General features: G+C 40.6%; 21 protein-coding genes and 1 pseudogene. 13 read left to right on the forward strand and 9 right to left on the reverse strand.

All coding sequences use genetic code 11. From position 1 onward, the window contains the following. Positions 1 to 40 precede the first annotated feature (40 nt). From opp4C to K3T81_RS18510, 8 genes are all read right to left on the reverse strand, one after another. Entirely contained in the window at positions 41 to 946 is a 906-nt protein-coding gene (gene opp4C, locus K3T81_RS18475; RefSeq protein WP_161464297.1) for an oligopeptide ABC transporter permease, read from the reverse strand. A gap of 11 nt (positions 947 to 957) precedes the next feature. Next, a complete protein-coding gene (locus K3T81_RS18480) occupies positions 958 to 1923 on the reverse strand; it encodes an ABC transporter permease (protein ID WP_106895787.1) in 966 nt (321 codons plus the stop codon). A 96-nt stretch (positions 1924 to 2019) separates the two neighbouring features. Further along, entirely contained in the window at positions 2020 to 3834 is a 1815-nt protein-coding gene (locus tag K3T81_RS18485) for a peptide-binding protein (protein WP_238022102.1), read from the reverse strand. A gap of 225 nt (positions 3835 to 4059) precedes the next feature. Further along, a complete protein-coding gene (locus tag K3T81_RS18490) occupies positions 4060 to 5058 on the reverse strand; it encodes an ABC transporter ATP-binding protein (RefSeq protein WP_238022103.1) in 999 nt (332 codons plus the stop codon). Continuing rightward, positions 5055 to 6041: an ABC transporter ATP-binding protein gene (locus K3T81_RS18495; RefSeq protein WP_238022104.1), complete on the reverse strand. Its 987-nt coding sequence runs from the start codon at positions 6039 to 6041 to the stop codon at positions 5055 to 5057. Before K3T81_RS18495 ends, K3T81_RS18490 begins: the two co-directional genes overlap by 4 nt. A gap of 185 nt (positions 6042 to 6226) precedes the next feature. After that, entirely contained in the window at positions 6227 to 6724 is a 498-nt protein-coding gene (locus K3T81_RS18500) for a hypothetical protein (RefSeq protein WP_238022105.1), read from the reverse strand. 8 nt (positions 6725 to 6732) lie between these two features. Continuing rightward, positions 6733 to 7740, reverse strand: coding sequence for a DUF3231 family protein (locus K3T81_RS18505; RefSeq protein WP_238022106.1), 1008 nt, complete (start codon positions 7738 to 7740; stop codon positions 6733 to 6735). Position 7741: 1 nt separating this feature from the next. Continuing rightward, on the reverse strand, positions 7742 to 8752 hold the full coding sequence (locus K3T81_RS18510) for a DUF3231 family protein (protein ID WP_238022107.1): 1011 nt from the start codon (positions 8750 to 8752) through the stop codon (positions 7742 to 7744). A 149-nt stretch (positions 8753 to 8901) separates the two neighbouring features. Here K3T81_RS18510 and K3T81_RS18515 point away from each other — a divergent pair, with 149 nt between their 5' ends. The 6 genes from K3T81_RS18515 to K3T81_RS18540 all read left to right on the forward strand — a co-directional run bounded on the left by K3T81_RS18515 (position 8902) and on the right by K3T81_RS18540 (position 16169). Then, positions 8902 to 10443, forward strand: a complete 1542-nt coding sequence (locus K3T81_RS18515) for a spore germination protein (protein WP_249226200.1) — start codon at positions 8902 to 8904, stop codon at positions 10441 to 10443. 6 nt (positions 10444 to 10449) lie between these two features. After that, entirely contained in the window at positions 10450 to 11565 is a 1116-nt protein-coding gene (locus tag K3T81_RS18520; protein WP_238022108.1) for a GerAB/ArcD/ProY family transporter, read from the forward strand. Continuing rightward, positions 11552 to 12727 (forward strand): Ger(x)C family spore germination protein, encoded by a 1176-nt coding sequence (locus K3T81_RS18525; RefSeq protein ID WP_238022109.1) that lies wholly within the window; start codon positions 11552 to 11554, stop codon positions 12725 to 12727. The genes K3T81_RS18520 and K3T81_RS18525 overlap by 14 nt, the downstream gene beginning before the upstream one ends. A gap of 7 nt (positions 12728 to 12734) precedes the next feature. Continuing rightward, positions 12735 to 12890 (forward strand): hypothetical protein, encoded by a 156-nt coding sequence (locus tag K3T81_RS18530; protein ID WP_238022110.1) that lies wholly within the window; start codon positions 12735 to 12737, stop codon positions 12888 to 12890. Positions 12891 to 12953: 63 nt separating this feature from the next. Further along, a complete protein-coding gene (locus K3T81_RS18535; RefSeq protein ID WP_238022111.1) occupies positions 12954 to 14450 on the forward strand; it encodes an amidase family protein in 1497 nt (498 codons plus the stop codon). 168 nt (positions 14451 to 14618) lie between these two features. Then, complete coding sequence (locus K3T81_RS18540) at positions 14619 to 16169, forward strand: AbgT family transporter (protein ID WP_238022112.1); 1551 nt, start codon at positions 14619 to 14621, stop codon at positions 16167 to 16169. 314 nt (positions 16170 to 16483) lie between these two features. Here K3T81_RS18540 and K3T81_RS18545 read toward each other — a convergent pair whose 3' ends face one another. Then, positions 16484 to 16651, reverse strand: a complete 168-nt coding sequence (locus tag K3T81_RS18545) for a hypothetical protein (protein ID WP_238022113.1) — start codon at positions 16649 to 16651, stop codon at positions 16484 to 16486. Between the two features lie 278 nt (positions 16652 to 16929). Between K3T81_RS18545 and K3T81_RS18550 the strand changes: the two genes are divergently transcribed. The 7 genes and pseudogenes from K3T81_RS18550 to K3T81_RS18580 form a co-directional block, all read left to right on the forward strand. Continuing rightward, a complete protein-coding gene (locus K3T81_RS18550) occupies positions 16930 to 18186 on the forward strand; it encodes a hypothetical protein (RefSeq protein WP_238022114.1) in 1257 nt (418 codons plus the stop codon). 42 nt (positions 18187 to 18228) lie between these two features. After that, positions 18229 to 18384 carry a hypothetical protein gene (locus K3T81_RS18555; RefSeq protein ID WP_238022115.1) on the forward strand — a complete coding sequence of 52 codons (156 nt, stop codon included), beginning with the start codon at positions 18229 to 18231 and terminating at the stop codon, positions 18382 to 18384. 127 nt (positions 18385 to 18511) lie between these two features. After that, positions 18512 to 18796, forward strand: a complete 285-nt coding sequence (locus K3T81_RS18560; RefSeq protein WP_238022116.1) for a KGG domain-containing protein — start codon at positions 18512 to 18514, stop codon at positions 18794 to 18796. A gap of 86 nt (positions 18797 to 18882) precedes the next feature. After that, entirely contained in the window at positions 18883 to 19296 is a 414-nt protein-coding gene (locus tag K3T81_RS18565) for a KGG domain-containing protein (protein WP_058951126.1), read from the forward strand. A gap of 340 nt (positions 19297 to 19636) precedes the next feature. Beyond that, positions 19637 to 20596, forward strand: a complete 960-nt coding sequence (locus tag K3T81_RS18570) for an AAA family ATPase (protein ID WP_420830858.1) — start codon at positions 19637 to 19639, stop codon at positions 20594 to 20596. Then, positions 20596 to 21864, forward strand: coding sequence for a DUF58 domain-containing protein (locus K3T81_RS18575; protein WP_238022118.1), 1269 nt, complete (start codon positions 20596 to 20598; stop codon positions 21862 to 21864). The genes K3T81_RS18570 and K3T81_RS18575 overlap by 1 nt, the downstream gene beginning before the upstream one ends. Continuing rightward, positions 21861 to 22565: pseudogene (locus K3T81_RS18580) on the forward strand (hypothetical protein); the annotation flags it as partial. The gene K3T81_RS18575 and the pseudogene K3T81_RS18580, both read left to right, overlap by 4 nt.

Consider the following 22565-nt stretch of genomic DNA (forward strand, 5'->3'; position numbering starts at 1 on the left):
TATCCCCTATATTAGTTCTTACAAAACGTTTCACAGGCCCTTATCTCCTGTTGCTTTTAGGGTCGAATGCATCTCTAAGCCCATCACCAATAAAGTTAATGGCAAGCACGGTTAAAAGGATAGCTAACCCAGGTGGAATCCAAGCTTCTGGATGATCGCGTAAAATACGTATGTTCTGTGCTTCTGAAATCATATTTCCCCAAGTAGGAGTAGGTTGCGGGATGCCCATTCCAATAAAGCTTAACCCTGATTCTACTATAATCATCGTCGCCATTAAAAGCGTTGCATTTACAATAATTGGCCCAATGGCATTTGGAATAAAATGCTTAAAAATAATCCGCAGGTCATTCGCCCCAATTGCCCTGGCACCAAGAATGAATTCCTGCTCACGTAACGATAGGAAGGTCCCCCGCACAATTCTCGTTAAGGTCGGCCAGGCCGTTATAGCAATAACTGTTACGAAAATGCCCACCGTTACTTTTTCAAGAATGGCAATAATAGTAAGAGCTAAAACGAGAAATGGTAATGCTAATACTAGATCAGCGGCACGCATTATCATATTATCTACTTTTCCACCGTAGTAACCTGCTACTGCCCCAGTAACGACACCGATTATAAGGGTGAATAACATAGCAGAAAACCCAACTGTAAGTGAAATTCTAGCACCGTAAATTAGGCGTGCAAAGTTATCTCTACCAGAGCCATCTGTGCCGAGTATATGATCTGCAGAAGGTGGCTTCTCAATAAGCATAAGATCCCCTTTTGTAGGGTCATGTTCTGTTAAGAGAGGGGCAAATAAAGCTGCCAAAATAAAAATAACTAAGACCACAATACCTGCAAGGGCCAATTTGTTTTTTAAAAATCGTTTCCTTGCCAATGTAAAGGGACTCTGATTGTATTTCTGGGTGGATGAAACTTGTATGTCTTCCGTAGAGTTTGCTTTCACATCATATCACCTCAATCATAGCGGATCCTAGGATCGACAATACTGTAAAAAATATCTGCCAGCAGGTTACCAATAAGAATGGCTACACCTAATAGGAGTGTGATCGACATAATAACAGGATAGTCTCTATTTGTAATAGAGTTTATAAACAAGGTTCCGAGTCCAGGGTAGCTGAAAACTTGTTCTGTTATAATGGCACCACTTAGTAATGCACCAAATTCAAACCCCATTAACGTGATGATTGGAATAATAGCATTTCGTAAGGTGTGCTTGTACAACACATTACGATCATTCATTCCTTTAGCTTTTGCTGTTCGAATATAATCACTGCCAAGTACATCAAGTACTTCTGATCGCATATATCGCATATAGGTTGCGGTCCCTGCAAGCCCAAGCGTTATTCCTGGGAGCACCATGTGATGGATACGGTTTAGGAACTCAGAAAAGCCTGTAATGTGTATGTTAGAGATGGTTCCTTGTGCTGGAAACCAACCCAATTTAATAGCAAATACATAAATGGCAATTAGACCAAAGAAAAAGTTAGGAATAGCCAACCCTAGAAACCCAAAAGTGGTAGCACTATAATCAAGAGGGGAATAGGGGTTTTTTGCCGAATAGATCCCAATTGGTATTGCCACAACTAACGTGATGACAAGAGCAAATAAACCTAAGTAAACGGTATTGACAATTCTTTCACTAATAAGACTTTGAACATCACGACCTTTATAGTACATTGATTCCCCAAAATCCCCTTTTGCCATGGATGTCGCCCAGCGGAAGTATTGGACAGGAATAGGGTCGTTTAATCCGAGTGCTTCTCGCTGCTCATTAAATACTTCAGGATCAACAGTTGGATCAAGAATCTTACCGGTAAAAGGATCACCCGGCGCTGCTTTGGCTAGGGCAAACACAATGATGGACAGCATGATAAGCATCGGTATAAAAACAAGTATTCTTCTAATGATGTATTTATGCATAAAAATCCCCCCCTATGAAGGAGGAGAGTATGCTCCTGAGCATACTCTCTACTTTATTTTAGTCTAGCTCTAGCGCCCAGAGACTAGCGTGACTTGTTAGTTCGCATCATTAACCCACCATAGATGAGCATCTTGATACATGGTGTATGGTAATGGCTCTACACCTTGCAATCGTTTATTGTAAGCCCATAGACTATTTTGTGCGTACAATAGCAGTGCAGGAAGGTCTTCAGAAAAGACTGTCTGCCATTCAGAATATACTTCTGCACGATAATCCTGTTCAAAAGCTTCTGGTGCTTTTAATGCCTTTTGCATAAGTTCTTCTGATTCTGGATTATTCCATCTTGAGAAGTTGTAAGCTGCCTTCGTTGCCCATAGACCAGATGGGTCAGGATCAGCACTTCCAAGACTCCAGCCCAATAAATATAAATCCCAATCGGTGTTATCATTCGTTAATTCCTCTACATAGGCGGTCATTTCTTTAGGCTGACGCATATTGACACTTATACCAGCTTCCTCAAGCTGCTGTTTAAGGAGTGGTGCAGTTTTCTCACGGAGTTCATTTCCTGTCGGATAATCTAAATTAAGCACCCATTCATTTCCTTCTGGGTCTTCTCTAAATCCATCACCATTCGCATCGACATAGCCAAGCTCATCTAGCATGGAACCGGCTTTTTCTGGATCATAATTGTAATTGGTTGCAGCAGCATCATCATAAGCCCAGAATTGGGTTGCAATTGGAGAATTAATTGGTTGCCCACGTCCGTAAAGAAGTCCTTCTACAAGGCCTTCACGATTTACAGCATAGGAAATGGCCTGCCTTACTTTTGGATCAGCTAATTTTTCGTTTGGCACCCAGTTGTCTGGCTCTAATGCCCCAGCTTCAACATCCTCACTTGTACGATGATTATGCTTAAAGCCAAGGAGCTGATACCCAAAATCAGGCTGTTCAATGATTTCAATATTTCCAAAACCTTGTACGGTTTCAAAGTCAGCTGGCGGTATACCATTTGGATCGGCAATGAAGTCTACCTCGCCCGATTCAAGTAAGCCGGTCATAACGGATTGTGCGACTACTTTCCATACAATGCTCTCTAAGTATGGAGTCCCTTGCCAATAATCTTCATGTCTCTCCAGAATATACTGTTCTCGTTCTACCATTTCCGTAAATTTAAATGCTCCTGTACCAATAACCGCACCAGCATCACGAGACTCCGCAGCTTCCGGCATTTCAGCTACTGGAATATCTTTGAAAATATGCTCTGGGATAATGGGGAAGCTCGCATAATACAGTGGGTTAATATTTGGCTCTTCAAAATGGAATGTTACGGTATAATCATCCTCTGCTACTACGCCTTCAAACGTATCAGTCTCACCTGAACTGTATGCAGTATAGCCAAGTAGTGGAAGGACGTAGGCAGTTCTTATCCCGCCTGCTGAAACATAATCAGGGTCAGACATGGATTTGTATGTGAAAACAACATCTTCAGCAGTGAATTCTTCGCCGTCATGCCATGTCACACCTTCTTCAAGCTTTAAAGTCAAGGAGGTTTGGTCTTCGTTTGTTTCCCATTCTTTTGCTAAGCTTGGAATAAATTCAAGGCTCTCATTCTGGGATACGAGGCTATCATGTGTAAAACTTAATATGTTAGCTTCATAAGCTTCCTCGTAAAAAATAGGATTAAACATACCTGCTGGTGCAGAATACATTGCCCCAGTCAATGTTCCGCCAGCTTGCGGACCACTCTCGGCTTTCTCTTCCTTACCTTCTTCACCATCATCTGTATTTTCTGTAGTATCCTCATTCTCTGCGCCTTCTTCATCTCCATCGTCATTACAAGCAACTAATAAGAAACCCATCATACATAAAAAGACTAGCAGAATCAATAATCTCCTAAACGCTCTATTCATCCTAAAATCCCCCTTTATTCAAAGAAATGATTAAACCATTACTCATCCACACCCTCCTTTTCGATAGTTTTATATGAAAAAAGGCAACATAAAGGAAATAATGGCCTTTTTGCACGTGAGGATAGCTTGAGATATTATCAGAAGAGGTTCTCACCAAATTCCTTGCTCTAAAGACGTGCGATTTTAATCTTGCATTACTTTGTTGCTAACTTTGATAAACGTTACCTAATCATGGTGTAAATGGCAGGATACCTCGTGTTCTGTGCCAACGGCAGCTAATGATGGTACTTCCTTTTCACACCGCTCATGTGCAAACGGACATCTCGTCCGGAAGGCACATCCGGAAGGGGGGTTAGCTGGACTTGGTATGTCTCCTTTTAACTTTATGGCAGGTTCATCTGCCTTCTTCTTGGTAAGGGTTGGAATAGAAGACAGTAATGCCTGTGTATAAGGATGGGCAGGTTCCTGAAAAAGTTTAGAGGTTGGTGCTATCTCGACAATTTTTCCTAAGTACATCACGGCAACGCGGTCACTAATATGCTTCACAACACTAAGGTCATGGGCGATAAACAAATACGTAAGTCCGAGCTCTTCCTGTAAATCCTTCATAAGATTTAGTACTTGTGCCTGAATAGATATGTCCAAAGCGGAGACAGGTTCATCGCAAACAACAAATTCGGGATTTGTAATAAGTGCCCTCGCAATGCTAATTCGTTGTCTTTGACCACCGGAAAATTCATGGGGATACTTTAAGCGGTCTTCAGCACGTAGCCCAACTTTTTCGATGAATTCTATCGCCTTTGCTTGCCTCTCTTTTTTTGATAAAGAAGTTTGAACAAGCAATGGTTCTTCTACCAATTCAGCTACACTCATCTTGGAATTTAGAGAGCCAAATGGATCCTGGAAGACCATTTGCATATTTCGTCGATAGGGACGGAATTGATTTCTTTTCATGCTTGTGATATTTGCATCTTTATAAAGTATGGTGCCTTCCGTAGCATCGAGCAGCTTGAGAATAACCCTGCCAAGTGTTGATTTTCCAGATCCTGATTCCCCTACAATACCAAGGGTTTCGCCTTGATTGATGGATAATGATATGTCATCTACTGCTTTCAGTTGGCCAACCGTTCGTTTAAAAACGCCACCCTTAATCGGGAAGTATTTTTTAATATTCCGAACATTTAGGACAGGCGTTTCTTCTTTTGTTTCATTTTTTATAGTCATTCCTTCACCTCCGAGGGATAAAGATGACAACGAACATGATGTTCCGAATCACTTGTAGACAAGCTAGGGTTTTGTGAATGGCATTTTTCCATTACATGGGGACAGCGTGTTGAAAACCGACAGCCCGATGGAAAATCATAAGCTGGCGGAACGGTTCCCTTGATCGTACCAAGTCGGTTTACGTCTTTATCCACCATAGGTAGGCTATCCAATAAACCTTGTGTATAGGGATGTTTTGGTGATTCAAGTAATACATCAACAGTAGCTTCCTCTACAATCTGACCACCATACATCACCATCACCCGATCAGCATATTGAGAAACCACGCCAACATCGTGGGTGATTAAGAGAAGCGCCATTTGAAATCTTTCTTTCATTTCGTTCATTAAATCAAGGATTTGTGCCTGAATCGTAACGTCGAGGGCAGTGGTTGGCTCATCGGCTATTAATAACATAGGGTCACAAGAAATGGCCATCGCAATCATCACCCGCTGGCGCATTCCGCCTGAGAGCTGGTGAGGGAACTCCTTCATTATTTCTTCAGCTCTTGATAGACCAACTAGCTTTAATAAATGGATCGCATGCCGGTGAGCTTCTTGTCGACTCATATTTTTATGCTTTCTAACAATTTCCGTGATTTGGTTTCCGATCGTAAACACGGGATTAAGTGCCGTCATTGGCTCCTGAAAGATCATCGCTATATCATTACCACGGATTTTTGTCATCTGCTTGGCGTTATAATTGGTAATGTCCTTTCCATTAAGCGTGATTTTTCCGCCTTCAATACGACCTGGTTTATTAATTAATTGCATAATAGAAAGTGCACTTATGCTTTTGCCACTTCCCGATTCGCCAACTAGCGCGACGGTCTCCCCAGGGGAAATCTTGAAAGATATATCATCCACTGCCTTAGCGGTCTTTCCTTCTTCTAGATGAAAATATGTCTTTAAATTATCCACTTGCAGCACGGCTTGCTGTGTCATGTTAACACCCCACTCTTCAATTAATAGAAGAAAAATATGATAGCTTTTTTAAAATAGAATGATTCGTATAAAATATGAGGTGAACTTGTATAATATTCTTTTTTTATGAGAGAAAAGTATGAGGGTGGGACAAAAGAGTTACGATAAAAAACAAACTCCCGAGCTAATTTATCATCGAGAGTTTGTTAAGTAGAATCAGTTCGATTATGGTAAATAAATTTCAATAAAACCCATCTGATCAATCCCCCTACAGCTAGTCCAACTGGTAGAGAAAGCATTGGCAGCCACATCGGGCCGATTAAATAGCCAGAAATTTTGAGCACCGGTGAAAATATAAGACCAAGTGTTACAAAGTATGCGGAAAACACAAGCGGTAAGTAGGCGAAGGCTTTTTTACCACCACCGGCATCTTTATAAGCGTCCCATATACCGAAGAAGTAGAGGCAGGGATAAAACATCAGCCAAAGATAATTAGTCTGTTCAATAGCCTCTTCGATATTAAAATGAAAGCTTAAGATGATAATTCGGTTAAAGTTCCCCATGACATTAATAAGAAATTCTAACCCAATAAGGGTGAGTCCTTTCAGATACTTTTTATTTAACAGCTGCCCAAAACCCGGTAAGGCAATACTCCATAAAATGGCCTCTAGTTTTTTGCTTTTTTCCTTGAGATTTGTCTCCATAGACACACCTATTTCGCTAATTCTTTTCTGTCAGCTGCAATAGGGGGCTGTTCCATCCAACCTTTTTCAATGAAAATATTGGCAGAGTCATTTGCGTACTTAGAAATTTCGGCAATTAATCGGGTATATTGTAAAGCTAAGTCATGTCGTGGACTAGTAGATATTGAAATACCGTATTCCCCAATACTTGAATTAATGAGAGTAGATACCACATACATCATTAACTTGTCAGAGAATGGCGCGGTGGTAGAAGTTGTGACCTCTGACGTTAATAAAGGTGATCCTTGGGGAAGATTGTCTACATGCAGCAATTTAGTAAAAACAGATAGGTGCTTTTCGGAAATATCCCTTCCTCTTTCAAAGAAGCGCCTTAGTTCTTTGGAGGGAGAAACCTGACTAAACCCGGTGATCAGTGCATGTCCCAGTGCATTTCTTTGTGAATGAAAAAGAAGGTTACTTATCTCGATGCCAAGCAACGGTCTACGTTCACCAAACCAACCCGCTAGAAAGCTATCCTTTTTAACGAATTCCACTTGTTGAGGCGTTGGAAGAACGGGGTTTTTGGAACTAAGTCCTTTTACCTTAGAGAGCGCTTTCGTCTTAATATAAAGTTCCTTTGTTGAAGTTAAGCACCCGGAAAAAAATTGAATAACATCTTTCCTGTCCGACACAGACAATGCCATGCTGTACATACTTAAGGACATGATGGACATATTTAAAACATATTCGAGATATAATGCATCGGAAAATAATCTTGGCGCATCTGGTTCAACGTCTTCCTCTGTAAAACCTTTGGGAATTGGATAATCTTCTGCTTTAAAAAGAGCAATAACCTCATTATTTTTTTGTTCAGCAAGTAACTTGGATTCTTTCAGTATTCCCTTAATGTCTTGGTCATCAATATGTGTTAGAAAATGTGTTAACCCACATATTGCAAGTGTATTGCTTTGAAAGGCAGTCCATAAGTGGGACACTTCTGAGGCTGTAAGGCGACTGTTTGTGTGTTTTTCTTCCACGTTACTCTCTCCCATTCTGAATTAAATCGTTTCTATCTACCATTCTTGGTGGCTCCTCCAACCAGTGGTTATGAATCATTAACTTTGTACCTTCTTCTGCATAAAGGGCAATTTCACCACTTAACCTTGCGTAAAGTGCTGCGATATCACGCCTTGTATTCGTTGCGATACTTAATCCATAAAAACCAATCCCCTGTGAGATCATACCTATTGTATAAAACAACAGAAGCTTGTCAGAAAAGGGGCTGATACTAGCAGATTCGGTCACATAGCTATCCGATCCCATCGGTGTTGGGATATTACTTTTCGCTAAGTGGTCCGAAAAAGTAGATACATGTTTTTTAGCTATGTTATTCCCCTTTAATAAATAGGATTTCACTTCATCTGATTTGGCAACCTGAGCAAAACCTAATATGGTCGCTGCACCTAATGTATTCCTCTCCATATTTGCGTAAAGCTGAGCAATTTCCATGGCAAGCAAAGGACGCTTATCACCAAACCATCCATTCATAAAGCTTTCTTTTGTAACAAAGTTTACATTTTCAGGTGTAGGGATGGTTGGAGGAGAAACATATACTCCTTTTTTCTGAGCGATTGTAACAGCTTGCATATGCATGGAATTAGCATTACCTAATGATTCTGTATAGAACTGGTAAATGTCAGCATTGGAACTCTGCGAAACACCATTCGCACTACTTGTCATCGCGAGGGTGAACAGCTGAATCGTGTAGTGAAGCATATAGGTGTCTGAGTATAAACGAGGTGCTTCCACATCAACGTCCTCTTCTGAGAATCCTTTAGGTATAGGACAAGCATTCTCTGTTAGTAATTGGGCAGCATTTTCTAATTCAAATGTAGAGACCCCATAAACTTTTTCCAGTAAGTCGCGAATCTCCCCATCCTCTGCCTTCTGCTTAAAGTAAGATAATATTGCCTTTGTGGAAGAGGCATTCATATACGTTCCCCACAAATTTGCAATTTCTGAAGCGGTAGCCTTTGTATGTTTATCCATTGCAATAACCCTCCTTTATTCCGGTGAGTATAGTTTGGCATTCAACAATCGTTTTATACGTGTCTTGAAATATCAGGAAAGTGTTCTGTATAAAAACCTTCCTTTACGGGAAAAAAAAGGAAAGGTCCTACTGAGGAGGGGGTGGAGTTATGGGGCGGAATTTTTTCAGAAGACGCAAGCTAAAACAAGAGTCTGCTGAAGGAGAAGACTTTTCAACAGAAATCGGAGTAGATCTTGAAAAGAATTTGCAAGATCTACAGACTATGATTGGGAGTCCCGAGGATCTGGTGATACACAGGTTAAATCTGGGGTTTAATGTGAAGGCTGCAGTAGCTTTTATCAGTGGGTTAAGTAACAAGGAAGCCATACATAATGACTTAATTAAAAATTTGCTGCGAAATAGAGAGAAGGAAGCGGGTAGCGACACGCCAGATGAACTGATCAAACAGCTTAAGCTTGACTTGATTAGTATTGGAAGTGTAGAGCAAACAAATTCCTTAGATAAATTAACAATTGACTTATTGTCAGGCAAATCGGTCGTCTATGTAGAGGGAACAGCGGAGGCCCTTCTGATGGGCACAGAAAAGTGGGAAACGCGATCAATTGATGAGCCCATTTCAGAATCTCTTATTAGGGGGCCTAGGGAAGGATTCGTAGAAAATCTACAGACAAATATGATGCTGATACGCAGACATATCCGTGATCCGAACCTTCGTTTTGATACAAGTGAAGTGGGAAGAAGGTCGAAGAAAAAGCTTGTTGTCTGCTATGTGGATGGTATTGTAAATCCTGATATGGTCAAAGAAGTAGACCGGCGTCTCTCTTCTATTGATATGGACAGTGCAATGGAATCAGGATATATCGAGCAATGGATAGAGGATAGTTATTTGTCTCCCTTTCCTCAAATGGACAATACAGAGCGTCCTGATAAAGTAGCATCCGCTGTACTACAAGGAAAGGTGAGTATTCTTTTAGATGGTAGTCCATTTGCTTTAATTGCCCCGATTACGATTGCGAATGCATTTAAGTCACCAGAGGATTACTACGACCGCTGGTTAATTGGTACATTCTTAAGAGTCATTCGCTATATAGGAGCATTTATTACGATGTTTCTTCCTGCACTCTATATTGCTCTTGTTTCCTATCACCAGGGGATGATTCCTTCTCAATTAGCATTTTCGATTGCTGCAACACGAGAAGGAGTCCCATTTCCAGCATTTGTTGAGGCCCTTATTATGGGTTTAACAATGGAGCTTTTGCGAGAAGCAGGTGCAAGGCTTCCCAGGACGATTGGGCAAACAATTGGCATCGTTGGTGGACTTGTGATCGGAGAGGCGGCAGTTAGTGCCGGGATTGTTAGTCCGATTATGGTGATTGTTGTTGCCCTTACAGCCGTGGCTTCGTTTACGATACCTTTGTATAGTGTGGCGATATCCTTTCGCCTCCTCCGTTTTGGGTTTATGTTTGCGGCTGCTGTCCTGGGGTTATATGGAATCGTGCTTGTTTACATCATGATAAATATACACATCGTAAACTTAAAAAGCATGGGTGTTCCCTATTCCACGCCTTTCGCCCCAAGCTTTATCAAGGACTGGAAGGACTTGGTGTTGCGTGGACCTATTCCAATGATGAATGAAAGGCCCAGAAATCTTAAACCAAAGGATACAACGTCTGGGAATTTAAGGAGGTAAACTTTGGTGAGTGATTTTAAATATGGGGATGAAACAATCAGTTCGCGAGAGATTATGATAGCATTGCCCGCTGTAACCATCGGGGTTGGAATTCTTTCGTTACCACGTGAAATAGCGTTGCTCACAGTTGGTGCTGATGGGTGGATCGCCCTCTTAGTAGCCGGTATCATGATCACAGTTATTACATGGATGACCTCTAAGCTAGCAGCCAGTTATCCAGGAGAAACATTTTTATCCTATTCTTCTAAACTTGTTACAAAGCCTGTATCCATTTTATTTAGCCTTATTCTCGTTATGCAAAGCTTACTTTTGAGTGCCTATGTAATCAGGGTTATCGCAGAGATTGCAAAAGCGTACTTATTTGATCGGACTCCTTTGGAAGTTATTTCACTCACCTTCCTTCTAGTCGTCGTGTATGCCGTGTCTGGTTCCAGGGCAGGTTTGTTCCGTTTAAATATGTTATTTTTCCCGATTATCGTGCTTATTACATTCATATTGTCACTGTTTTCTTTTGGCTGGTTTGAAATGGATAACTTATTTCCAATTTTTGAAACTGGCGTAAGGGATCAAATAAAGGCAACGGAGATAAGTGGTTTGGCATTTGTTGGTTTTAACATCCTTTTCTTTTATATAACGCTTGTGAAAGACACAAAAAAGGTACCGAAGGCGTCTGTTCATGGAATGCTTATGGTTATTGGGTTGTACCTGCTTATTTTCTTCGTTAATTTAGGCGTGTTTGGAAACGCAGTTACGGGAAATTTGGTATATCCACTAATTGAACTGGCAAAAGAAATAGAAATACCAGGAGGATTTTTTGAACGGTTCGATTCCTTCTTTTTTGTTATTTGGATAATGGCTATTTTTAATACAACCGCTATGTCGGTTGATGTTAGTATTTATGCCTTACAGCCTTTCACCAAGCTAAAAAAACAAACATTACTTTTTTGCATGGCTCCCCTCATTTATATTATCGGAATGGTGCCAGAAGGATCTATAGAAGTTGCGAAATTAGGTACATTCATCGGTTATTTTGGAATTATCTCTTCTTCAGGCATTACGTTAATACTGTTCACAATCTCCAAAATCAGACGAGGGAGGAAAAAAGAACATGCAGCTAAATAAAAAAGTGCTTGTTTTCCTCATTTCTTCTACTATTTTTCTTGCTGGTTGCTGGGATAGAGTAGACATTGAAGAACGTGGGTTTATTGTTGGGACGGCCATCGATCTGGTTAATCAGGAAAAGGAAAATGAATATGAAGTGATGATGACAAATCAGTTTGTTATCCCGTCGGGTATAGGGACATTAATGCAAGGAGGCGGGGGGCAGGCGTTTATGAATGTCTCAGAAAAAGGTACAAGCGTTTTTAGAACAAATCGGAAGTTTTCTCGGATAAATAGCCAAGAGCCATTCTATCAACATCTAAAAGTTCTTGTAGTATCCGAAGAGGTCCTTATACAACCTCATTTGTTCTCCAATATGATGGATTTCTTTATTCGTGATCATGCGTTACGGAGATCCATTCGATTATTGGTGGCCCACGAAGATGCAAAGGAAATATTGAACTCGACACCTGAAAACACCGATGTTCCAGCCATGTATCTTGACGATTTGATGGAAAACGTAGATAGGAATACGAACACCATCAAACCTATACATATTGGGGAAATTCAGGAACTAATCTTAAACCAGCAGAGTTATGTACTTCCAGTCGTAAGAAAGGTGGGCTCTATGGCTGAATATGGTAACGTAGTGGTTATGGATGGGGAAAGTAACCAAATGGTCGGTTCACTTAATGAGGACGAAACAAGTGGTTTAGGATTTATAAATGGCCACACAGAAGGTGGCGTCTTGGAGGTACAGGTTGATGAAAGCCCATTGGCAGTCGAAATCACAAAAATAAATCAAAAAATGAAAATTACCAATACGCAAAAGAATAATGTAGAAGTGGAAATTTCTATTTTAATTGACGGAAATATTGCAGAATATTTTGGTGTGGAAAGTGTATTAGATGAAAAGTTTTTAGAGAAGGCTGAAGCATCCACAGAAAAAAAAGTAAAAGAATTGACTGCAAAAACGATTAAAAAAGTGCAGCAGGAGCTTAACACAGACGTCCTAGGAGTTAGTAAAAACCTATATCAATTCCACTATGATTTCTGGCAGGAAGTAAAAGAAGACTGGGAAAACGGGGAGAACTACTTTTCAAGCGCTGATATTAAGATCAACTCCGAAGTTAAAATAGACAGAGTAGGCTCGGCGGATCGAATAAAAATGAAGGAGGAGTGAAGCATAGGTGAAAACATTGTTGGACTGGATCCCTGGGTGGGTAGTGTTTTTTAACGCTTTATTGGCTTTTGTTATCCCCTTCTTCATTTATCTTATAAACAAAAAACTACATGACATTGGTGATCCTGAATGGAAAAAAACAAATGATAAAAAAGGTAGATAGTAGACTTCGATGGGGTAATGATACAATGAAGTAAGAAGTTTGTTTTTGGAGGAGAGATAGAGATTGAATATTGACGAATTTAAGAAAATGGATGGCGTGGAAATGGCTGAAAGAATTCAGCGGAAAGAAATAAAACCAAGTGAACTATTAGAACATAGTTTTAATCAATTAGAAAAGGTAAACCCTGATTTAAACGCCGTTATTTCTTCCAGAAAGGAAAAGGCTTTTTCAGAGACGGATCGTTTCTATTCGGCGGCACAACCTTTCGCAGGGGTCCCTGTTTTACTTAAAGAAACGCAACGATTAGCTGGGGAGAAATCTACTTCTGCTTCCAGGCTTCTAAAAGACAGTGTAGCGAAAGAAGACGCTAACTTTGTAAGCGAATTTCGTAATGCGGGCTTCCAATTTGTTGGTCATACAAATATACCGGAGTTCGCATTGAAAAACATTACAGAGTCTTCCGTGCATGGACCTGTTAAGAATCCTTGGAATCTCGAGCATTCACCTGGAGGCTCGAGTGGCGGAGCGGCAGCGGCTGTAGCTTCAGGAATTGTGCCAATTGCCGGTGCAAGTGACGGAGGTGGCTCCATCAGGATTCCTGCTTCGTTTACAGGTTTATTTGGTCTCAAGCCAACAAGAGGCCGTACGCCAGTAGGACCAGGAGTAGGGAGACAATGGCAGGGCGCGGCGATTGATTTTGTTCTCACTCGAAGTGTAAGAGACAGCGCAGTAATGCTTGATGTTTTACAAACAGTGCAACCAGAAGCTGCCTTTCAAACACCGTTGTATCCTAAAAAATACAAAGACGTACTGGAAAAGCCTTTGGACAAAAAGCTACGAATCGCCTTTTCTACAGTGTCACCTGTAGGCACTCCCGTTTCAACAGAAGCAGAGCAGGCTGTATTACAAACAGTAAGGTGGCTTGAGGCGGAAGGGCATATTGTAGAAGAACAGACTCCAGATATTGATGGTGTTCAACTGATGCAAAATTATTATGTGATGAATGCTGGTGAAATGGCTTCTGTTATGGACCAACTGAAGAAAATACAGCAGAGGGAGCTGAGAGAGTTAGACATGGAATTAGAGGCATGGATGCTTTATCAAGCAGGAAAGCATGTGACTGCAGCAGAGTATGCCACAAGTATAGCTTCATGGGATGTTGCTGCAGCAGAGGCTGCAATTTTTCACGAAACATTTGATTTCTATATAACCCCAACAACAGCGTTTGCTGCACCTCGTATAGGAGAGTTAACTGCAACAGATAAAGATGCAGAGGTAATGCGAGATCAAATGAGACAAGCTGAGCGGGCAAAACGGCTGGAGCTCATTTATGAGATGTTTCTACCAAGCTTAACCTATAGCCCTTATACACAGCTAGCTAACCTTACTGGTCAGCCAGCAATGTCTGTGCCTGTTTATTTTACAGAAAATGGACTGCCGCTTGGTGTACAAGTTATGGCTGGTAAAGGGGAAGAACACTATTTATTACAACTTGCAAGCATACTAGAAAACGCTTCTCCGCTGTGGAAAGGGATGGAGCATAACCCTTACTTTAACTAGTATTTAATGGTGTTTTTTCAAGTGTTAATCTTTCGAATAATGCTAGTATTACTTTTATTTTATTAACGGTTTCAAATTAGTGACTTAGCCTTTATAATGTTACCTGTGTACCGAAGATTCGGTGTTATTTTCAGAATATTACTCATAAGGAAAAAAGGAGAGGGATATATGGGGAAGACAAAAAAAGGCTTATTCCAAAAGTCACTAGATGGGATAGAGTTTCTTGGTAATAAACTACCACATCCCGTCACATTATTCGCAATATTAGCACTTTTAGTATTAGTGCTATCTGCGGCGCTTTCTCAGTTGGGAATTAGTGTAGAGCACCCCGGAGAAGAAGGTGAAATGGTTGAAATAACCAACCTGCTTAATGCGGAAGGTATTCAGTACATTTTCTCAAGTATGACAGATAACTTCATCGGCTTTGCGCCACTAGGTGTTGTGCTTGTAACAATGCTCGGAATTGGAGTTGCAGAACGTACAGGCTTAATCAGTGCATTGCTTCGTGGTTTTGTACTATCTGTACCGAACCGCTTTATTACGCTAGGTCTTGTTTTCGCGGGGATTATGTCCAGTGTAGCTTCTGATGCAGGTTACGTAGTATTGCCGCCTTTAGGTGCCTTAATCTTTGCTGCGCTAGGGAGACATCCATTAGCCGGACTTGCCGCTGCGTTTGCTGGTGTTTCAGCAGGTTTCAGTGCGAATCTATTGCTTTCTGGTACTGATGTTATGCTTGGAGAGCTAACGATTGCAGCAGCTTCTATTGTTGACCCTGCTTATGCGGAAACAATGAATATCGCAATGAACTATGCCTTTATTGCCGTTTCCGTTTTTGTGCTTACATTGATTGGTACATGGGTAACAGAGAAGATTGTGGAACCACGTCTGGGAAGCTACAAGCAAGAAGGTAACGAAGAAACAGATGAAAACCTTGAAGGGTTAAAACCGGTTGAGAAAAAAGGATTAATCTGGGCAGGGGTATCCCTAGTTATTGGCTTGGGTCTGACCGCATTGCTTATTCTTCCAGAAAACGCTCCAATGCGGGGGACAGAAGGTTCAACGATGGATCAGATCGTCCAATCACCGTTTATGAGCTCGCTTGTTCCAATTATTGCGATCCTTTTCTTAATTCCAGGACTTGTATATGGAGTAGTAACAAAAGTGATTCGTAATGATAAAGATGTGGCAGGGCAAATGTCTGACACAATGGCATCAATGGGGATGTTTATTGTACTAGCCTTTACAGCAGGTCAATTTGTCGCATATTTTAATGAATCGAATATGGGTCTCGTACTTGGTGTATACGGAGCAGAATTTCTAGACAGCGTCAACCTGACAGGAATTCCACTCATCTTAATATTTATTTTAATTACCGCCTTTATCAACCTATTTATAGGGAGTGCTTCAGCAAAATGGGCCATGATGGCACCGGTATTTGTGCCAATCATGATGCAATTGGGTTATTCTCCGGAACTGACTCAAATGGCTTATCGTGTAGCTGATTCCACAACAAATATTATTTCACCTTTAATGACTTACTTCGCAATTATCATTGCATTCGCCCAGAAGTATGATAAGAAGATGGGGATCGGTACATTAATTTCTACCATGATTCCGTACTCTATTTTCTTCCTCGTCGGGTGGACAATCATGCTTATCATTTGGATGTTATTTGGTATCCCATTAGGACCAGGTGGACCACTTGAATATCCTAACTAATTATATAAAATGACTTGTAAAAAGCCGAACACTTATGGGAAAATTCACCATATTGTGCTCGGCTTTTTCTATGTGTTGGGCCCGGAGGATCCGGGTCATGCCGACGTTGACCCAGGACGGGCTGTGCTTAGTCGGCGTTCCATAAATCGCGCTCTTCGCTTTTCTATGTCTAGCTACGAGCGCCAGAAACTAGGTGACTTCGCTAATCGCCTCACGATAAAGAAGACTTGCCGACTGGTTTTAACCAGAGGCTTAGTCGCACTTATACCTGGAAGGTGAAAGGCATCATCGGCTCGTCAGACAAGGTAGGTCGACTAAAACCAGCCTTGCCGGCCAACGCCGACATACCCCTTTTGCAGGGGCATGATTTCTTTATCTCCTACGGAGGATGCTCCATTAAATCCGCCACTTTGCGTGGCAACATGGAGCCACCTGGCATGGCCAGGCGCAGCCACTACGTGGGCCCGGAGGATCCGGGTCATGCCGACGTTGACCCAGGACGGGTTGTTGTTTAGTCGGCGTTCCATAAATCGCGCTCTTCGCTTTTCTATGTCTAGCTACGAGCGCCAGAAACTAGGTGACTTCGCTAATCGCCTTGCGATAAGGCATCATCGGTTCGCAAACTCACCGTGATTTCTTTATCTCAGTTGATTCCCTCCAGCCACTACGTTTCTGAACAGGCGCTCTTCGCTTTTCTATTTTGTTTGACTTATTCCATACGAGGTTAAAGGGAAAGGAGAAGGTGAAAGGAGGAACTTTCGTGACGGCAGAGGTAGCAATTATGAATAAGTTAGGGATGTCTCTAGCGGCTGACAGTGCAATTACGAGTGGGAGAGATGGTGTGCAAAAGGTTTATAATTCAGCTAATAAGCTGTTCTCTATTTCAAGCAATCATTCTGTTGGAATTATGGTTTATGGTGCAGCATCTTTTATGGAGGTCCCATGGGATGTCATTATCAAATCATACCGTGACTATGTAGGAGATGACAAACTTCGTTACCTATCTTCGTACATGGAAGACTTTATTGCATTCATTAAGCAAGATGAAAGGTTTAATGTAAAAGAAATGGAAGAAGTCATCATATATCGTTCTTACTCTGATACGCTTAAGCGGTTAATAAAAAAAGTAGAAGAAGAGCTGGAAGAAGAAAGGCAGCAGGACAAAAAGGTTACGGATAAGGATGCCACAAGGTTATTAAACAATCAAATTGACAAAGTACGCAAAGAGTTTGAAGAAAAAGAAGAAATCTTTATAGAAATGGAACTTGCTTCATTTAAGCAGGAATTTCATGAGGTGATTCAAGAGATTAACGATGATTTCATCTCATACACCATCCCAGAGCACATTAAAGAAAAACTATCCATGCTAGCTTTTGATGTCATACAAAAAGATTACTTTAGTTTAGGGAGTACTGGACTGGTTATCGCAGGATTTGGGGAAGAAGAGATTTTCCCACAGTTATTAAATTATCGATTAGAAGGCTTTGTATTTGGTCAATTAAAGTATAAAAAAATACTGGAGAAAAAAATTAGCTACTCAAATAGTAAGGATAGTGGGACTGCTGCAATTACCCCATTTGCACAAAGAGAAATGGTTGATTCCTTTATGGGTGGAATTGAACCAAACATGGAGGATGCCATATTGGGAATTGTGCATAAAGTTCTCTCAACCTATCATCAGCAACTAGAAAATCACTTGCAACTTTCCCTAACAAAAGAACAAGTTAGCAAAATGGAAAAGATGGGTAATGACGTATATGAGTCCATAGAAGACGCTGTGGACGAATACAGACAATCCAATTATATTACCCCTTTATTAGGGATTGTTCGTTCCCTTCCTAAGGAGGAACTAGCTGACATGGCAGAGGCATTGGTTAACTTAACGTCATTCAAACGGCGAGTTTCCAGAGCAACTGAGTCTGTAGGTCCACCAGTGGATGTGGCAGTCATTACAAAGGGAGACGGTTTTGTCTGGGTAAAACGGAAGAATTTTATCGATCCTGTCTTAAATAACTAGCGCAATGTGCAGTTAATTTCTTAGGAAGGAGTTGTAGAGGCCATGATCCTGCGCAGTAAATCGGATAACGAAGGATATTTTAACATCCCGCAGAGTGATCGACAGGATTTCCAACTGGAAGATAAAGAGAAGGAAGAGAAGAACAATGCAGCAGAGAAAGCTTTAGAAAAAATCAAGAAAAAAATCGATAAATCCTGATATGGCAGGGTTAAAAGTACACAACAGAAAAAAATATAATAAAGATGTTTAATTAACAGCATACGTGGAATTACAACAACTGTAGGCGAAGACAAAAGCCAAAAATACTTGAGAGGAGATGTTAATCATGGCTAAGAACAATAACAATAATGGAAAAATGTCTCGCGAACAAGCAGGACAAAAAGGCGGAAATAAAACAGCAAGAAATCACGATCAAGAATTTTACGAAGAGATCGGACAAAAAGGCGGAAAGACTACAGCTAAGAATCACGATCAAGAATTTTATGAAGAAATTGGTCAAAAAGGTGGAAAAGCAACATCTCGTAACCATGATCAAGAATTCTATGAAGAAATTGGTCAAAAGGGCGGAAAAGAAAGAGCTCGCCAAAACGACAACAATAACAATAGCTAAAAGTTGGACAAGTCTTTAAAAAGCACATGATTAAAAAAGCTAGATTGACTACACTTTTTATCTAAAATTGAGAGGAGATGTTCATAATGGCTAAGAACAACAATGAAAAAATGTCTCTAGAACAAGCAGGACAAAAAGGTGGAAACAAAACAGCAAGAAATCATGACAAAGAATTCTATCAAGATATCGGAGAAAAAGGCGGAAAAGCAACTTCCCAAAATCATGACAAAGAATTCTATCAAGATATTGGACAAAAAGGCGGAGAAACAACTTCCCAAAATCATGACAAAGAATTCTATCAAGATATTGGAGAAAAAGGCGGAGAAACAACTTCCAAAAATCATGATAAAGAATTCTACCAAGATATTGGACAAAAAGGCGGAGAGACAACCTCTAAAAATCATGACCAAGAATTCTATGAAGAGATTGGTCAAAAAGGTGGAAACTCTCGCGCCAACAACAATAATCAACAACGCAACAATAACAACAACAATTCTTAATGTCAATAGATAAGTAGAAGAGAGGGAAGCATCGTGCTTCTCTCTCTTTTTGTGTTTATCCCGCCTCAACTGGCAGTAAAACCCCCACCAAATGAAGTTTTACTTTATATAGACGAAAAAGGAAGAACCAAATTAGCCGTAGTCGGTATGAGACACCTACAGAAAACTCCCGTTCCTGTGTATGTGAATCTATGAAAGTGTATATAATAGGGAGGTATTGTCATGTAAGATATCTTTTCTTCATAGGTCTTTTTTAGTATAGTTATAGTATATATCGTATTAATTATTACGTTATGTACATTATCATATTACGGATGAGTCAGAGAGGGGTTCATAATTGATGCAGGAAACGTATGTTTATAACCAACGAATAGGAGATGTACTCGATAATATAAGAAGGGTTATGATAGGGAAAGAGGAAGCAACAACGTTAAGTCTAGTAGCTTTATTAGCACAGGGCCATGTTCTACTAGAGGATGTGCCGGGCGTGGGCAAAACGATGTTAGTGCGTACCTTGGCAAAATCCCTGGATTGTGATTTTCGTAGAATCCAGTTTACTCCAGACCTACTACCTTCCGATGTAACAGGCATCTCTATTTATAACCCAAAGGAACTTGAATTTGAGTTTCGTGGTGGTCCAATACTTGGCAACATTATTTTAGCAGATGAAATAAACCGTACCTCTCCAAAGACACAGTCATCACTCCTTGAAGCAATGGAAGAAAAAAACGTTACCGTTGATGGGAATACCATTGCTCTACAACAGCCTTTCTTTGTTATGGCAACACAGAACCCTATTGAATATGAAGGAACCTATCCTTTACCTGAAGCCCAGTTAGACCGCTTTATTTTAAAGCTTAAAATGGGTTACCCGACCTTCGCAGAAGAACTAGAAATGCTGGAACGAACTGCCGGAGATCATCCTATTGAATCCATAGGTGCGGTCATGTCTCGTGAAGAGTTAGTTCATATTCAGGAAGAGGTTAAACAAGTCTATATAGATAAAAATGTACAACACTATATTCTTAACCTTGTTTCAAGTACACGAGCAAATGCAGCAATTTACCTAGGTGTAAGCCCACGTGGCTCGATTGCATTGATGCGTGCATCTAAGGCGTATGCCTATATCCACGGAAGAAGTTACGTTATTCCCGATGATGTGAAATATCTTGCCCCGTACGTACTTGCCCATCGCGTTATTTTAACTTCAGAAGCAAAATACGATGGCACAACAAGTGAGCAAATATTGGAATCTATCGTGAAAAACGTGCATATCCCGATTCGGAAGGAATTTACTTAATGAAGGAAAACCTTAAGTTCATCGGAAATTTTGCTTTTATACTTTTTCTAGTGGTTTCGCTTTTTGCATATGCAATGTTTCAAGGCGGGTTTGTGAGCTGGTTTTTGTTTTATGCTTTTTTGCCATTTGGCATTTACCATATCGGCCTGCTCCTTTACCCGATGCGAAACTGGAAGGTGTCGAGAAGCTTATCCCGCCATGTCATACAAGCAGGGGATGGGGTAGACGTCACCATACATGTGAAACGTCCCTTTCCTTTTCCGCTGTATTATTGCATTTGCGAGGAAGTTTTTCCCGCTTCGCTTCATCGAATCGATAGCCGCAAAGAAAAGTTCCATTTCATGAAGAACCCTGAGAAGCTATTAAGTAAACGAGAGATTAAGAGGATTGTGTTTCCATATTTTAAAAGAGAATTTGAATTGACCTATTCTATGAAACAAATCCCGCGCGGGGAACATCAGCTTCACGATATCCGAATTCGAACAGGTGATGTGTTTGGAATGGTAAAAAAAGAAGTCGTCTTTACGGTTGAAGAACAGTTAATAGCTTACCCGAACGCAAGACCGGTGAAGATGGAAAAACAAATTAGTAGTTATGGCCAAGGGTCTGTCTCTTCACAATCCTTACATTTAAAAAATACAAATGTGGCAACAGGGGTTAGAGAATACATGCCTGGTGATAAATTTTCCTGGATTGACTGGAAACAGACTGCTAAGAAAAATACGATGATTACCAAGGAGTTTGAACAGGAAAAAAGTACGGAGATTTTACTCGTACTAGATAGCTGTTTTTACGATGACGAAAACCATATCAGCTATGAAGCTCTGTTGGAATTGGCGATTTCACTTATGGATGAATTGTATAAACAAGGGACAGAAGTAGGCTTACTTACCATTGGGGAAGAAACTGTACACGTTCCTGTGCACAATGAACCAACAAAGAAAGAGCTAGTTCGTCAACACTTGACCAGACTTCAACCAGGGGGAAGCAAGCCTTTTCCTCTAAAATTAAAGGAAGAGCTAATTAAGCTGGACAGCGGAAGTATTGTTATATTGCTTACAAGTCATATTGATGAAGCTTTTGGTGATACGGTCAAAAAAATGAAGCAACGAATGAAGCGCGTCGTTGTTTTATATGTACCAACCACTGGAAATATTTCAGAAACAGAGCGGCATGCAATAGAAAGGTATCGTTTTGAAGGGATCTCTTTCTGTGTGTTATCTGCGTCCGCACTAGCAACGAATCCTCTAGAGGTGAGCCATATATGAGAAATACTACAGAGCAAAAATCATCTTTCTACATCTTTCTTCTGTACCTTTGTGGTTTCTTTCTATTTTTAGAATGGCTCTATCCACTTGGGGATATTACAGATACAACTGGGCTAAGCATATTTGTTTTTTATGCTGTATTTTGCTTCTTGATCTCTATATTTCAGATTAGATGGTGGGTTTCCTTGCTATTAAAAGGGCTTGGCATGCTAGTTGCGTTAAATTTGTTGTTTGCAGGTCCAGGCTTCCTGTCACCAGAGTGGTTTACCCTCGTGTTACAGGATGTCGCACATAACCTAACAGCACTTTTCGGGCGTGAATGGTATGCACTTACCCCCTTATTTCGTAGTGGGCTTTTCCTACTGTTAATTTGGCTGATGAGCTACTTGTTGCATTATTGGTTTGTTGTAATGAAGCGCGTCCTTTTATTTGTGCTATTAACCTTTATATATTTAACCGTACTCGATACGTTTACCATTTATGATGGTGGTATGGCTATTGTTCGCATATTTTTCCTATCGTTTATCGCATTAGGGATGGCGAATCTTATGAAAGAACTAAACAGCGAGTCGTTACGGCTTCAAAAGATGAGGAAAAATCCTATTTGGATACTTCCTTTGATTTCCATGGTCCTTTTTTCCACATTAGTTGGATTTGCTGCACCAAAATTTTCCCCGCAATGGCCAGATCCGGTGCCTTTT

Origin of the sequence: Oceanobacillus jordanicus, assembly GCF_022095695.1 — a bacterium.
In the GTDB taxonomy this organism is placed as follows: domain Bacteria; phylum Bacillota; class Bacilli; order Bacillales; family Amphibacillaceae; genus Oceanobacillus_B; species Oceanobacillus_B jordanicus.